The organism is Streptomyces chryseus, assembly GCF_014650755.1.
GTDB classification, from domain to species: Bacteria; Actinomycetota; Actinomycetes; order Streptomycetales; family Streptomycetaceae; genus Streptomyces; species Streptomyces chryseus.
In genome coordinates, this window is the sequence record NZ_BMVO01000003.1 from 303,093 (window position 1) to 316,823 (window position 13,731).

The 13,731-nt window shown below is 74.6% G+C and carries 13 protein-coding genes; 12 read left to right on the top strand and 1 reads right to left on the bottom strand.

Features of this window, described 5'->3' with window-relative positions; translation table 11 throughout:
- The first annotated feature begins 2 nt into the window (after positions 1-2).
- From IE185_RS08185 to IE185_RS08195, 3 genes are all read left to right on the top strand, one after another.
- Complete coding sequence (locus IE185_RS08185; RefSeq protein ID WP_138899720.1) at positions 3-407, top strand: hypothetical protein; 405 nt, start codon at positions 3-5, stop codon at positions 405-407.
- On the top strand, positions 407-1,855 hold the full coding sequence (locus IE185_RS08190; protein ID WP_189714876.1) for a hypothetical protein: 1,449 nt from the start codon (positions 407-409) through the stop codon (positions 1,853-1,855). The genes IE185_RS08185 and IE185_RS08190 overlap by 1 nt, the downstream gene beginning before the upstream one ends.
- Before the next feature lie 89 nt (positions 1,856-1,944).
- Positions 1,945-2,124, top strand: a complete 180-nt coding sequence (locus IE185_RS08195) for a hypothetical protein (RefSeq protein ID WP_189714878.1) — start codon at positions 1,945-1,947, stop codon at positions 2,122-2,124.
- A gap of 146 nt (positions 2,125-2,270) precedes the next feature.
- Here the strand turns inward: IE185_RS08195 and IE185_RS08200 are convergent, their stop codons facing one another.
- The gene (locus tag IE185_RS08200) at positions 2,271-2,762 is read right to left on the bottom strand and encodes a hypothetical protein (protein WP_138898568.1); all 492 of its coding nucleotides are present in this window, start codon (positions 2,760-2,762) and stop codon (positions 2,271-2,273) included.
- Between the two features lie 149 nt (positions 2,763-2,911).
- Here IE185_RS08200 and IE185_RS08205 point away from each other — a divergent pair, with 149 nt between their 5' ends.
- The 9 genes from IE185_RS08205 to IE185_RS08245 all read left to right on the top strand — a co-directional run bounded on the left by IE185_RS08205 (position 2,912) and on the right by IE185_RS08245 (position 13,712).
- The gene (locus IE185_RS08205) at positions 2,912-5,395 is read left to right on the top strand and encodes a hypothetical protein (protein ID WP_138898567.1); all 2,484 of its coding nucleotides are present in this window, start codon (positions 2,912-2,914) and stop codon (positions 5,393-5,395) included.
- A 198-nt stretch (positions 5,396-5,593) separates the two neighbouring features.
- Positions 5,594-6,784 carry a hypothetical protein gene (locus IE185_RS08210; RefSeq protein ID WP_189714880.1) on the top strand — a complete coding sequence of 397 codons (1,191 nt, stop codon included), beginning with the start codon at positions 5,594-5,596 and terminating at the stop codon, positions 6,782-6,784.
- A 256-nt stretch (positions 6,785-7,040) separates the two neighbouring features.
- Positions 7,041-7,784 (top strand): hypothetical protein, encoded by a 744-nt coding sequence (locus tag IE185_RS08215; RefSeq protein ID WP_189714882.1) that lies wholly within the window; start codon positions 7,041-7,043, stop codon positions 7,782-7,784.
- A gap of 64 nt (positions 7,785-7,848) precedes the next feature.
- Complete coding sequence (locus IE185_RS08220; protein ID WP_189714884.1) at positions 7,849-8,199, top strand: hypothetical protein; 351 nt, start codon at positions 7,849-7,851, stop codon at positions 8,197-8,199.
- A 71-nt stretch (positions 8,200-8,270) separates the two neighbouring features.
- Positions 8,271-8,831 (top strand): hypothetical protein, encoded by a 561-nt coding sequence (locus IE185_RS08225; protein ID WP_138899540.1) that lies wholly within the window; start codon positions 8,271-8,273, stop codon positions 8,829-8,831.
- A gap of 36 nt (positions 8,832-8,867) precedes the next feature.
- On the top strand, positions 8,868-9,050 hold the full coding sequence (locus IE185_RS08230) for a hypothetical protein (RefSeq protein ID WP_138899539.1): 183 nt from the start codon (positions 8,868-8,870) through the stop codon (positions 9,048-9,050).
- Positions 9,051-9,186: 136 nt separating this feature from the next.
- On the top strand, positions 9,187-10,602 hold the full coding sequence (locus tag IE185_RS08235) for an LPD29 domain-containing protein (RefSeq protein ID WP_189714886.1): 1,416 nt from the start codon (positions 9,187-9,189) through the stop codon (positions 10,600-10,602).
- 1,994 nt (positions 10,603-12,596) lie between these two features.
- Positions 12,597-13,112: a hypothetical protein gene (locus IE185_RS08240; RefSeq protein ID WP_189714888.1), complete on the top strand. Its 516-nt coding sequence runs from the start codon at positions 12,597-12,599 to the stop codon at positions 13,110-13,112.
- An 87-nt stretch (positions 13,113-13,199) separates the two neighbouring features.
- The gene (locus tag IE185_RS08245; protein WP_189714890.1) at positions 13,200-13,712 is read left to right on the top strand and encodes a hypothetical protein; all 513 of its coding nucleotides are present in this window, start codon (positions 13,200-13,202) and stop codon (positions 13,710-13,712) included.
- Positions 13,713-13,731: the final 19 nt, after the last annotated feature.

Genomic DNA, 13,731 nt, shown 5'->3' on the forward strand with positions numbered 1-13,731 from the left:
GCATGGACACCCTCCTCCCCGCCTTCGGCGCCCCAGGTCTCGCCCTCGGCCTGACCGGCTTCCTGTGGCTCGGCACCACGACCGGCGGCAAGGTGAAGCCGCTCGGCTGGTGGTGGACGTTGTTCCTGGCCATGGTCGCCGGGGCCGCCTACAACGCGGCCGGGACGCCGTTCAACCTCGTCTCCAGCCTGGTGCAGGACCTCCTCGGCCTGTTCGGCGAGGTCTTCCCGGGCGTCGCGATGGCCGGTATCGGCCTCTTCCTCACCGCCGTGATCCTCTACAAGAAGCTCACGACCCGGCAGGTGGCCATCATCGGCATCATCTACTTCAACGTGGCCACTGGTGCGGGCGGCGGGTTCACCCTGATCGCCGACAAGATCACCACGATCATGAACAGCTTCGCGTGATGGGCGCCCACCTCCACGTCGTCCCCGACCCCGAGCCCGACGAGGCGCCGGGGCCGGGGGACCGCCCTGTCCTGGTCCCCGCCCTCGCCCCGGCCGCGGCCGTCATCGCCCCCCGCCGGGCGCCCGAGCCGGACACGGACCGCGACCAGGACGACGAGCCCGACGACGAAACCCCAGACCACGGCCTGGACGAGGCCGACGACGACCACGTCCAGGACCACGACGACGAGGGCGACGCCGAGGCGGGGGAGTGGGACGAGGAGGAGGCGCCGGCGACCCGTGGCTACATGACCGTCCCGGACCTCCGCCCGTACGTCGACCCGCGCCCGCTCCGCGAGCTCGGCCCCCTCGCCAAGGAGGTCGGCCCCCCGCTGTTCCGCGCGCTCGCGCGGCTGTTCCGCGCGGTCGGCCGGCTGCTTCGCGCCATCGGCCGGATGGTCGCCTGGTACGCCGGGGGAGTCGGCGTGATCCTCGCCCTGCTCACCGGGTGGCTGTCCGGGAAGTACGGCAAGCGCGGCAGCCTCGGCGCCCGCTTCGGCGGGGTGGCCGCCCTCGTGTACGCCGCTGTCAAGCTGTCCGGTGAGCACCCGTACACCCCGTGGGTCGCCCTCGGCCTGGTCCTGATGGCCACCGTCATGGGGGCCACCGGCCACATCGAGATTCCCGTAAGCAAGCCCGCGAAGAAGGAGGCAGGCAAGGGGGACGGGAAGAAGGGGGCCGCGGCTGAGAAGGGCGCCGAGACCCCCGCGAAGAGGAAGGACGCCCCCGCCGAGAAGCCGGCCGAGGGCGACGTCGAGGAGATCCCCGAGGTGTCCAAGGGGAAGCCAGCCGACCCTCCCCGGGCGTCGTGGGCGGCCCGTCTGTTCCGTCGCCCGGCACCCTCCGACGACGCCCCCGACGACGCCCCCGACGACGCCCCCGACGACGCCCCCGGCGACGCCCCCGGCGAGGCCTCGGAGCAGTCCCCCGAGGAGGCCGAGGAGGAGCCCCCGCCGGCCCCGCTGGAGGACCCCCTGACCGCTCTCCTGCGGGAGGCGATCGGGGCTGAGAACGGGGTGCACTTGGGCGACCTCCGCCCCCTCATGCGGAAGCACCTCCCCGGCCTCTCCCAGGCCACGGATAAGGAGCTGCGGGAGCACCTCGTCGCGGCCGGCTATGACCCCTCCCGTACGTTCCGTGCGAGGGGGGTCGCTGGGAGGGCCGGAGTGCACCGCACACAGCTCCCGCCACTGCCCTCCCCTGGGAACGCCCCAGAAGGGGCTGGAGACCACTCTCCGCCCACTCTCCACCCCTCCCGACCTGCGAATCTCTCCGGGGGCGGAGAGTCGTGGAGAGCGGGCGGAGAGCATGGCCGGTGGACCCTGGAGGAGATCGCGCGAGGCTTCCGGTCCGTCCCGGACCCCGAGCGCGGGCCGTCCGCGTCCAAGATTGAGCGCTGGGAAGGCTGACCCTGGGTGCCCGTCCGGGAGCAGCATGTAGCAGTGGATCAACGATGTGCGCCATAGTGGGGGTGATCGGAATTACGGGAGGGACGGCCATGAGCCACGACCAGCACGCACACCCGGCGCAGTGCTGCTGCTGCGCGCGGGCGAACGCCACGCCCGAGCGGGAGCCGTTCCGCCTTGCCGACCTCGCCGACGTCCCGCGTAACCAGTGGATCGGCGGCGGGATCATGCTCGCCGTGATCGTCGTCCTGGTCATATTCCGCCACATGTAGACCACCCCCCGGCCCGCACCACGAGCCGGGCCGGACACCCCCCGAGGGCCACACGTCTCCGCGTGCGGCCCTCCCCTCGTTCCCACGACGAAGGGGCCGCGCACTCCCCAGTGCGCGGCCCCTTTCGGCTTGTCCCCCGCTGGTCCTCAGCCCCGGATGAGCGGGGCGCCGGCCGCCTTGACGATCCTGCCGACGTGGTTCCGGTCGTACGGGACGTGCTGCGCGATCACCCCGGGCGTCAGGGTGCGCGCCGAGTAGTGCCGCACGATCGCCTCCTGGAGCGGGTCGCGCGCGGCGTCCACCTTCGCCTGGGCGCGGTTGAACGCGGCCGTCAGCTTGTCCAGCTCGGCGAGGGCCGCCCTCTCGGTCTCCTCGTCGTACACAGGCGCCGGCGCCGCGTCCGGCCCCCGCAGAGGGGGAACGCCTGCCGCCTTACTGAGCCGGCCGACGTGGTTGCGGTCGTAGGGGGTGTGGTCCGCGAGCTTGCCCGGGGGTGCGCTGCGTGCCTTGAGGTGCCGCACGATCGCGGCGTGGAGGGTGTCGCGGGCGGTGTCCAACCGGGTCGTGGCCTGGGTGAATGCCGAGGTCAGCCGGTCGAGCTCTGCCAGCGCGGTCTGTTCGGGGGTGTGGGTCGCCATGAGGGCAGTGTGCCACATCAGGTTGCAACGCGGCACCGCTACCGCGTGTCGGGCACCCCATCATGTTGCAACTTGACATCGCAACATAGTGATGCAACCCTATGAGTGTTGGACGGGTGGACAGCCCACCCCCGCACCGAGGAGGACCCATGGCCCAGACGCTCGCCGAGATCGCAGCCGGCATGACCCCCCGCATGACCGAGGCCCTGATCTTCTGGGGCGACAACAACCCCCAGGGGAGCACCGCCCGCACCAACCTGGGCCGCGGCGGAGGCACCCACGGCGCGGTCCACCGCCGCGGCCTCATCGGTGAAGGGCGCGACGAGCGCGGGCACGTCGGCTACTTCCTCACGCCGCTCGGCTGGGCCCTCTACACCCACCTCACCGGCAAGCCCCGCCCCCAGGACACCGGCCGCTTCACGAAGCGCGTGAGCCTCGCGGGCGCCCTCGCCGAGGCGTACGGCACGGACACCGACACCACCGAGGCGCCGGCCCCGGCCGCCGCCCCGGCCGCGCCCCGCTACCTCGCGGACTACGTGACCGACCTCGCCGGGGAGCAGCGCGTCCAGCGGATCACGGTGACCCTGGAGGGCGAGACCACCCCGGTCCTGGACGAGGAGCTGCCCTACGACCCGCAGCGCAACGCCGGCCGCGCGCTGGAGGCCCTGGGCTGGACGATCACCGGCATGGAGACGTACGGCGGCCCGTGCCTGTTCCGCGCCTGGGTCGAGCCCTCCCCCGTCCGCGACACCACCCTCCTGCTGCCGGACCAGGCGCGCGGCATCGTGATCCAGGTCCACACCACGGCGCAGGACTTCCGGACCGCCGAGGACGCGAACGGCACGCTCCTGGGCTACACCTTCCGCGCCGAGTCCCACGGCCGCACCCGGTACGGGTTCATCACCCTCGACCGCACGTTCTCCATGGCCCTGGAGCCCACCCGGGAGGACGCCGCCGCGATGCTGCCGACCGCCGTCCTGTCCGACCAGCGGCACGCCAACCGCCAGGACCCGGCCGTCCAGCGTGCCGCCGCCCTGGCCGAGCAGCGGGCGAAGGTCACCGCAGCCCGCGCCACCTACCGCGCGACGATGGACGACCGCAGCGCCGCCGAGGCGCACCGCCACGGTGCTCCCCTGCCCCCGGCGACCGTCGACCGCATCGCGGAGCGCATGGCCGAGCCCGGACAGCCCGGCCCCTTCAAGCCCGGCGACCTGATCGTCTGCGCGGACGGCAAGGTGCGCACCGTCTCCGCCATGGCCCCGGAGTTCGCCGGCGAGCCGCTGCGCGTGATCGTGGAGGGCGGCGCCCAGTGGATCGCGAGCGAGTGCGAGCACGCCCGGGAGCTGGAGCTGCACGCCCCCGAGGGCTACACCGGCCCCCGCGCCCTGTGCGGCTACGCCGACCACCTCGCCCCGGCCCGCCAGGACGGCACCATGGACGTCCACGAGCGCACCCCCGGCACCATGGGGCACTGCCCCGGCAGCCTCCTGACCCCCCGCGCCCACCGCGAGGAGCTGACCCGCCGCCACACCACCGCGTTCAGCTACAACCCGCCGCGCCCGTCCTTCCTCGCCGTCACAGCCAAGCCCGGCGACGTCGTGGAGCTGGACGGCGAGACGTTCACGGTGACGGACTGCCAGGCACGCGACGGCAACCCGCACTTCGTGGACCTGGTCCTGGACGGCGCCGCCTATCCCGTCCAGTTCACGGTGGAGGACCGGATCACCTACCGCCGCCGCGTCCGCAGCCGCGATGTCCGCTGCCAGGAGTGCGGGGTGTACGTGGTGGAGTCCAGCGACGAGGCAGCGGACGGCGTCCCGTTCCAGCGCCTGTGTGGGGTGTGTGACCACCCGGACGCCCTCAACCCCGAGCACCGCGCCGCCGTCCTGGAGGAGGCCGTGGCCCGCATCACCGCCCGCGCCGCGTACGCCTCCTCCGCCGTGTTCCAGCCGGTGGTCGCCGGCGACCGGGACCGGCCGGTCGGCTGGACCTTCCGCACCGGGTACGGCACCCAGGCCGCTTACGGGTGGGTGACCGCGTACGGGCGCCTGATCTCCCAGGTGGGCACGGAGTACCGGTGGCAGTCCGAGCGCGCCGTCCTCGACCACCACGAGGCCGGCACCCTGGCCCCCACGAGCCACGACCTGATGCCCGCGCTCGCCGCGCGCCCGGTCGCGGAGATCCGCCGGGGCCTGGACGCCCTGCGCGCGAGCGACAACACCCCGCACGAGAACGCCCCGGCCCGGCGAGTCGTGGAGGGCGTGATCGTCCAGCACGACGGCGCCACGGAGGGATGCGCGCCCCGCGACGTCGAGCACCCGGACGTCCTCGCCGCGCGCCGCGCGCTCGCCGGCCTGGCCGCCGCGCGCCTGACCGACCACCACGACGTCTCCGAGCCGACCGAAGAGGAGGAGGACGTGCGCGGGTACATGGTCAACCCGCGCGGACAGGGCCGGGTGGCCATCTACTGGCTGGAGGGCGGGGAGATCATCCGCCGGGACACGCCGCTGCACGGCGCGGCCCTTGACTGCCTGGAGGACCGGATGAAGCGCGAGGGGTGGGAGACGGAGCGCATGGGCCGGTCCGCGCAGTGCCTGTTCGCCCACGTGCCGGACGTGCAGCGCCAGGGGTGAGACCCCGGCCCGTCGCCGCCCAGGACGCCCCGCCTCGTACGAGGCGGGGCGTCCGGTCGTTGCGGCCGGCGCCCTCGTGACCCGCAGGGGTGAACGTGGTCCAGGGTCCACCTGCACCTTGACATTGCAACCTCATGTTGCAACACTATGGGTATCGGGACGGACGAACGGACCGCCCCACAAGCCCCGGAGGACACCATGACCGCCACCACCGCCACCGCCCAGTACGCCCCGGCCCAGGTCGGCAAGGGCCGGACCGCCCACAAGACGGACGCCGAGGCGTTCAGCGCGGACACCCTGTGCGAGCGGACGGTGTCCCGGGTCCTGGCCCCCGCCGAGGCCGCCAAGATGAAGGAGTGCGTCGCCTGCAACCGGATCGCCGAGGAGCGCGCCGCCGCCCCGGCCGCCGAGGTTGAGGCCCCGGAGGTCGAGGAGACCGAGGCGCCGGCCGTCGAGGAGGCCGCGGAGCTGGTCGAGGACGCGCCCGCCGACGAGGAGCCGGCCGCCCCGGCCGTCGACGCCGAGGACGCCCCGCAGGTGGACGACATCGAGCCGGCCGCCGCCGAGCTGGTCCAGGACGAGGAGCCCGCCCAGGTGGAGGACGCCCCGGAGGTGGACGACATCGAGCCCGCCCCGGCCGCGCTGGTCCAGGTGACCGCGTACACCGCCGCCGTGGAGGTGCTGCACGCCAACGGCAAGGACAACGACGAGCGGGTCCTGACCCTGGACGCGGACGCCGTGGTGGAGACCGTGGCCAAGATGCGCCGGATGCCCCGCTGGAACGCGGCCGACGAGCGGTTCACGGTCAACAAGGTGGCCGTGATCGTCGCCCGGGACGCCCAGGGTGAGCGGGTGTGGGTGCGCGGAGAGGCCGCCCCGATCCGGGTGGACTTCACCGGCACCCCGATCCAGGAGGACGCCCCCGCCGAGGTCGGCGCCGTGGACATGGCCGCCGTCCTGGCCGCTACGCGGGTCCTGCGCCGCCGCAAGGAGGTCCAGCGGGTCATCGAGAACCGGGAGGCCGCCCGCGCGATGAGCACCCCGGCCGCGACCCCGGTCGAGGAGCCCGCCCCGACCCCCGTGGTCGAGGACGCCCCCGCCCCGGTGGCCGAGGAGGCGCCGGCCCCCGTGGTGGAGGAGGCTGAGGCCCCGGCCGTCGCCCCGGAGTGGCGCACGCTCAAGGGCATGGAGACCCCGTTCCTCCTGTACGGCGAGGATAACGGCGAGGAGTTCCGCCCCGCCAACGACCGCAAGCAGTGCACCGGGGAGCCCCTGACGATCACCCGGACCTGGATGGCCCACGGCACCCGGTACGCCCAGGACGCGACCGGTCGTGAGACCCACCTGTGGGGCGTGGCCACGAAGTACTGGGTGGCCCCGGTCCGCTGAACCACCCCTGACCGCCCCGCCACGGACGCCCCGCCTCGCACGCCGAGGACGGGGCGACCGGCCGTTCAGGGGTGTTCAGAACTGTTCAGCGGACGCCGCTGATCACCGGTCAACACGTCGCCGGACCAGGCCGGATGACCCGCCCGGGTGAAAGGACCCCGCACCCCCCTTTGCAACTTGACGTTGCATTCTCATGTTGCAACACTATGGGTATCGGGAAGGGCGAGGGGCCTGGACCAGACGGAGGGACACCGCGATGAACAGCACCGCCAAGACCGCGCAGATGATGGCCCGCCTCGCCGACGCCGAGACCACCGCGAAGGTCGCCGGCCGCGAGGAGACCCGCACCGCCGCCCGCGCCGAGCGCGCCGCCGCCCGCCTCAAGGACGCGCGCACCGCCGCCGCCACCGCCCGCCGCGAGCTGCGCACCGCGATCCGCACCGGCAAGGGCCTGGCCGCCGCCGAGCGCCGGGTGGAGCGCCTGACCGTGAAGTGCGCCACCCTGGCCACCGCCGCCCAGGACGCGAAGGCGGAGGCCACCGTCGCCCGCCGCGCCGCGCGCACCGCCGCCCGCCGCCTGGACGCCCTCGCCCGCCGCGCCGCCCGCAGCGCCGCCCACACCGTCGGGGAGATCGCCGAGCGCCTGGGCCGCACCGCCCTGACGACCGCCCCGGCCGCCGACCCGGTCCTCCCGGCCGAGGAGCTGCCCGCCGTCGAGGAGATCGAGGAGCACGCCGACCGGTTCGCGGAGCTGGACGCGAAGGCCAAGACCTATGCGAAGGCCGCCGACGCCGAGAAGAAGTGGCTGCGACAGATCCCCGTGGGGGTCTTCGGCCGCGTGACCGTCGCCCGCACCCCCGGCGGCACCGTCCTGGACGGCGACCAGGTCGCCCTGGACTACGCGGACCAGGGCCTGGTGCCCCCGCGCAAGGGCCGTAAGGACACGTTCAAGGTCGCCGTTGCCGCCGCCCCGGCCCTGGTCCTCGCCCCCGCCGCCTGACCCACCCCGCCCGGCCGGGCACCCCACGGTGCCCGGCCCCCCACCCCCCGAGAGGACGCCACCGATGCAGACCCTCACCTTCCCGTCCGGCACCACCGTGGACCTGCCCCAGGGCATGACCGTTTGCCAGAGCCCGGAGACCGTCACCTACGACTGCGCCCGCGTCGTGCCGGTGGGCACGACCCCCGCCGGACGGTCCGTCTTCACCTCCTTCTCCTGCGCCGCCTACTCCCGCGCCGCCGACGTCCTGGACCAGCGCCGCGAGGTGGCCGAGCGCGAGCGCTACGTGCAGCTCGCGGCGAGCAAGGGCCGGCGCACCGACCGGCTGGAGGAGTACCGGGACCACCACCGCCGGGTGCTCGACCGGACGCTCGCGGAGTACGCGAGCGACCCGGCCCCCTGCACCTGCGCCTGACCCACCTCACCCCGGCCGGGCCCAGGAGGGCCCGGCCGCCACCCCGCACCGCCCGAGGAACGGAGCCCGCGATGTCGCACCTGCCCCGCACGATCCCCGCCGCCGCCCTGGAGGGCATGACCGCCGCCCTGGCCGCTGCCGGCCTGGAGCTGGGCCCGATCAAGCCCGGCACCCGGGTCACCCGCACCGTCCAGCACGCGGGCGCCTGCTGGGAGCTGACGTACATGGGCGCGAAGTGGGGGTGGCGCCTCGTCGGCCCCGGGGTCGAGCACGGCATCGGCGTGACCGACGCCGAGGAGGCCGCGGCCCACATCGCCGCACCGCCGGCCGTCGAGCCCCCGGCCCGCACGGTCCACGTGCGCATCGGCACCCACCGCACCGCCTACCACCCGGACTCCGCCTGCCCGGCCCTGAACGGCAAGCCCGAGACGTACCGGGGCCAGGAGGTCATGCCCGAGCACCAGGCCCAGGCGCACGGCCTGGCCCTGTGCGGCCAGTGCGACGCCCTCCTGACCACCGTCCCCACCACGTACGCCGGGGTGGCCGTGCCCGCCCTCGTGCGCGGGGCCTGGACCACCCCGCTCGGGGACGGGTGGCGCCTGGGCGTCCGCTCGACCCTCGCCGCCTCCTGACCACCCGACCACCGCACCACCACCGAGAGGCCCCCCATGGTTGCCGCCCTCTACTCCGTAAGCGCCGTCCGGATCGAGAACGGCGAGCGCGCGGCCCTGCTGCGCTTCGACACCACCACCGCCGTCCTGGAGCTGCCGGAGCTGCTGGCCGCGTACGCCGCCGACTACGCGGACCAGGACGACGTCCTGGTGGACGTGTCCGCCGCTCCCGCCGCCTGACCGACCCGGGCCGGGCGTCCCCTCCGCCCGGCCCATCCGACACGCACCCCCATGTCGCAACTTGACGTTGCAACATGAGGGTGCAACTATGTGTGTGGAGGGAGGCACCAAGCCCCCCGGAACCAGGAGCAGCGCCATGACGACGTACATCGACGCCCGTTACGTGTCCGCCGAGCTCAAGCGCCGGCTGACCGCCGAGTTCCCCGGCGCGAAGTTCTACGTCCGTCGCGGACGGGGCACCGGCTCCGCCAGCATCGACGTGACCTGGACGGACGGCCCCACCGACGCCGACGTCGCCGCCATCGCCCGCCCCATGCAGGGGTCCTCCTGGAACGGCTATGACGAGCGTTACGAGTCCACCGGCAACGAGGTCACCGTCACGATCGACGGCAAGCGCGTCACCGGTAAGCCCGTGGTCGACCACATCAGCCTCCACCACGAGGTGTCCGACGAGGTCCGCGCCGAGGCCCTGACCCTGTGGAAGACCGCCAACGACGAGGACGCCGACACCCAGGCCACGAACGGCGGCTTCACCTGCGAGGGCGAGTTCATCGCCGGATCCTGGGGCGTGAACCAGGTGCTGGACATCGCCCGGAAGGTCGTCCTGCCGCGCCGCTGGAAGGCCGCCCAGGAGGCCACGGCCGCCGCCGCGCCGGAGCCCGCCGCCCCGGCCGAGCCCGCCCCCGCCGCCCTGTTCGGCCCCGGCCTCCACGTGACCCACACCGAGGAGGAGGGCGTCGTCGTGCGCGGCACCCGCCGGGGCGACGGGTCCGCGCCGGTCCTGCGCGACCAGGACCTCAAGTGGCACCGGAAGGAGGGTTACTGGTACCTCCCGGGCACCCGGGGCGCGGCCGGCGCCGCGCGGCTGGACGCCGTCCGCGACGCGCTGCGCGCGGCCGGCCTGTTCCCGGCCCCCTCCGGGGTCCTCGAGGCGGCGCCCGCCGCCGACCCGGTCGAGGAGGCGCCCGCCGTCGAGGAGCCGACCGAGGCCGCGGCCGAGGAGCCGCGCGGCCTGGAGGCCGGGGCCCACCTGATCACGAACACCGGGGAGGGCATCGACGGCCCCGGCAGCGCGTACGCGTTCCTGTGCCTGGTGTGCGACAAGCGGGCCCGCCTCGTGGAGTTCGGGGACTTCCCGTGCACCGCCGAGGCGGAGGACGCCCACCTGCTGGAGGTGGCCGCGCGCCTGCTGGACGACGTCGGCCTCCGGGAGGCGGAGGTGTTCCACGTGATCGGCGGGCCGGAGGACGCGGCCCCGCTGCAGAGCCGCGCGGAGGCGACCCGGTTCCTGGCCGCTCAGCTCCAGTTCGGGGCCACCCACCACTGGTACGAGGGGGAGCTGAGGCTGGCCCGGGGTGGCAAGACGGCGGCCTACATCAAGCCCGCACCGGCCCCGCAGCCGTGCGACCGCACCGCACCCCAGGCGTACCGGGGCGTGCCCGTACCGGCGCACGTGGCCCGCGCCTGGGGCGAGCAGGAGGCCGGCGCAGCGTGGCGCGAGGGGGTGGACGCGGCCCTGACGTTCGCGGTCCTGGCCCAGTCCGGGAGCTGACCCCCCGACACTCCGACGCACCACATTGCAACTTGACGTTGCAACGTGGTGTTGTCATTATGTGGGGGTGAGGACGCGCACCGCGCCCCACCCCACCAGCGAAGGAGCCCCCGTGGCACTGATGACCGCCCCCCGCACCCCGGCCGTAGCCGTCGCCCGCGACCTGCGCCGACTCGGCCTGACCCAGGGCCCCGGGAAGGACTTCAAGGTCGCCGGCCACTACGTGAACGGGGAGCGCCGGTACACGTACGTGGACCTCCAGACCGCCCACGCCCGGCAGGTCGTCGCGGACAACGCCGACACCTTGGAGCGCTGGACGGCAGAGGCGAACTTCCCCTTCACCGTGTCGGTGCGCTACTTCGACACCCCCCGCCCGTGGCCCTCGATCCGCAACGGTGGCGCCGAGCGCATCCGCGACGAGGCCCCGGCCGTCGAGGAGACCGCCCCCGCCGCCGAGGAGGCGCCGGCCCCCGCACCCGCCCCGGCCCCGGCCCCGGCCGCGCAGTTCCGCACCGGCGACATCGTGGCCGTGGACGGGCGCCCCGGTGACTGGGAGCTGATGGCCCCGGCCGAGGACGCCTGGGAGGTCGAGCCCGCCCGGTCCGGCGACCGCGAGCGCACCACCGTCCCGGCCGCCGCGCTGCGCCCCCTCGCGGACGCCCCGCACGTCCGCCGGGGGGACCTGGTGATGCAGAACTACGCGGAGCAGTGGCAGGCCGCCGTGGTGGGCGACGTCTACCGCCTCGGCCGGTGGGTGGCCGTCAAGACCCACGCCGCCACCGAGCACGTCCCGGCCTGGACCCAGTTGGACGACGTGGAGACCCTGGTCGTGGTGACCGCCGAGCAGGTGGAGAGCGCCGTCCGCCTGGACGTGGTCGCCGGCGACCACCGGGGTTGGATCCTCCAGGCCGTGGTCACCCGCCATGCGGGCAAGTTCCGCGTGACCTGCTCGTGCAAGGACGGCCTTGAGGTGTGCCGGATCGGCCGTCAGGTCGGGTGGTGCAGCAGCCTGGAGGCCGCCCGAGAGCTGTGGGAGTGGCACGCCGCCGGGCGCGTCGGGCCGGCCCCCGCCGACCGCCTGCCCGCGCCTGCCGCCCCCGCGACCGCCCCGGCGAGCGAGACCCCCCAGGAAGACGTGCCGACCCCGCACGCCCCCGCCGAGCCGGTGCAGATCCCGGCCCAGGCCCCGCCGGTGGATCACTGGGAGCAGTACCGGCAGGAGGGGCAGGCGAAGGCCCTGGGGTGGTCCACCCGCCACGCGGACGCCGTGCGCTGGGCCGCGGCCGGGGAGCTGGTGCGCGACGGGGACGGCACGCCGCGCCGCGTGGCCCCCGGCAGGGCCGGCCGCCGGGTGGCCGCCGCGCTCCTGCCCCCGCTGGTGGCGGCCGGGTTCCTCGCCGACGTCGAGCGGGACGAGGTGACCCGCATCGAGCCGACCGACGACGGCCGCCGCGCCCTGCTGGTGTGGGACCTCCACCGGCCGGAGCCCGTGGAGCGCCCGCGCAAGAAGGAGGGCCTGCCGCTGCAACCCCTCCGGGGAGGGCAGGAGGCCGCGCGCCGCTCGGAGGCGTTCCGGGCCGACGAGGAGCGGCGCCGCGCGGAGCGGGAGCGCTGGTACGAGGAGTTCGAGCAGCGGCAGGCCGCCGAGGAGTGGCAGGACCGGCTGTGGGACGCCTGGGCGCGCGTCGCCAGCATCACGTACCGCCTCGGCCGCAAGCACCCCCGGGGTTGGGCCCCGACCGACGAGGAGGCAGGCCTCCACTCCCTGGACCCGGCCGTGGTCGCGGCACTGCGGGAGGAGGCCGCGGCCGTGGCCCGGGAGGCCGCCGGCGAGTCGGCACCGGCCGCCGTCGAGGACGGGGAGCACCCGGCCGACAGGGAGCAGCCCCGGCGCCACCCCGACACGCCACGTTGCAACTTGACGTTGCAACACAACAGTGCAAGTATCGAGGTGTCAGGGAGGGTGACCAGCCCGACCAGGAAGGGGAACGGTCATGAGCCGCACGATCCGGATTACCGGCACCGAGGACGCCGTCGCGGAGATCGCCGCACTGACGACCCGCGTGATCGCGGAGGGCGGGCACGACGGCCACGACCTGGAGACGGTCGGCCGGATCGTCACCTCGGACACGGTCCTGGACACGATCCGGACCGCGTACGACCGGCGGATCGCGGACGGCGCCACCCCGAAGGACGCCGTGATCGCCGTGGGGCAGAGCCTGATCGCCCACTACTGCAACTCCGCCGGCATCCCGACCGCCGAGGCCGCGCCCGCCGACCCGGAGCCGACCACCGCCGACCCGGCAGGCGTCCCGCACCGCAAGCGCGGCACGTGCACAGCCACCTGGCGCCGGGTGCCCGTCAACCGCAACCGCGCGGACCTCGGCACCACCACGGAGTTCGGACACCCGGAGTGCGGCGAGCCCGCCACGGTCGACCGGTTCGTCAAGGCCGCCCATGCCGAGCACTTCCGCCCCGTCTACGCCTGCCCGGCCCACGCCCGCACCTGACCAGGTGGGCCCCGCCGCCCCCCACCGGGAGGGCGACGGGGTCCGCCCCCGCCCCCCGCCACCAGCAGCAGCCACCCGGAGGACGTCATGCGCAAGACCGTTACGACCAGCACCCTGCCCCAGTTCACCGGCACCACCGGCACCGGCATGACCTTCCGCGACGTAACGGTTCTCCTGGTGCGCATGACCGCCGCCCAGGTCCAGGGCTGGAAGTGGATCGGCGACGAGTGGGCGGGCGAGGACCCGGTGGCGGGCTACGAGGTCCGCGACACCACCGGCGCCCTCCTGGGCGCGGTCCTGCCGCTGGGCCACCGGGCCACCCGGATGCACGCGGAGTTCTACGACCCGAAGGCCGGCGACTTCTTCCCGGCCGGGGAGACGGACGCCGCGATCTGGACCCAGGGCATCGCCCGCGTCCTGGACGCCCGCACCCGCCACGTCGGCCCCGTCCCGGCCGGTGAGGGCTTCGACCTGGACGAGCCCCGCTACGTCCACCCCTGCTGGATCGGCACCTGCCCCGAGGACTGCCCCCTGTGTGACTGCGGCTGGTGGGACCGCCAGAACCTCCGGGCCCACGGCTTCCAGCCCGCCAGGGGCTAACCCTCCCCACCCTCCAGAG